Source organism: Kordia jejudonensis (assembly GCF_001005315.1).
Taxonomy (GTDB): Bacteria; Bacteroidota; Bacteroidia; order Flavobacteriales; family Flavobacteriaceae; genus Kordia; species Kordia jejudonensis.
Map to the genome: position 1 here is coordinate 1 of NZ_LBMG01000197.1, position 468 is coordinate 468.

Here is a 468-nt window from a genome sequence, read left to right on the forward strand (position 1 = left end):
CAGGATATATCAATAAAATGCCAACGTTTGCATACCTTAATAAAACGACTGACGCGCCTAACACCTTCTTTTCTCCTCATAATTTCTCAATGACAGCACTAGAGAATGATTGGAAACGTTATTTTACCTATTTTGATAAAACAAAAAACAGTTTAGAGCTTACCGATGGGAGTTTTGTGGGATATGAAAAGGTTACTAAAAAAGAAATTGGTAATGGGTACTCTGTTTATAAATACACAACCTCAAATACATATCCTAACGTATCTGAAAGTACATACACTTATAACAACGTTGGTTTAATGGATTCGTTCTTAATCAGTAACAGTTCGTTTCCAAGTCTAAATGTGATTGATTATGATGTTAAAAGAGGAAAACTAATCAATGAACGACATTTTTCTGAAGAAGGTTATCTAAAACAATCTGTAAATTATGAGTACACCTATGATGTATTTGATGTCCTTGATCTAA

Annotated in this window: 1 protein-coding gene; it reads left to right on the plus strand. The window is 32.1% G+C overall.

Annotation, left to right across the window (positions count from 1 at the left end):
• The coding region (locus AA089_RS25375) for a hypothetical protein (RefSeq protein WP_046759429.1) at positions 1-468 on the plus strand (468 nt) is incomplete at both ends.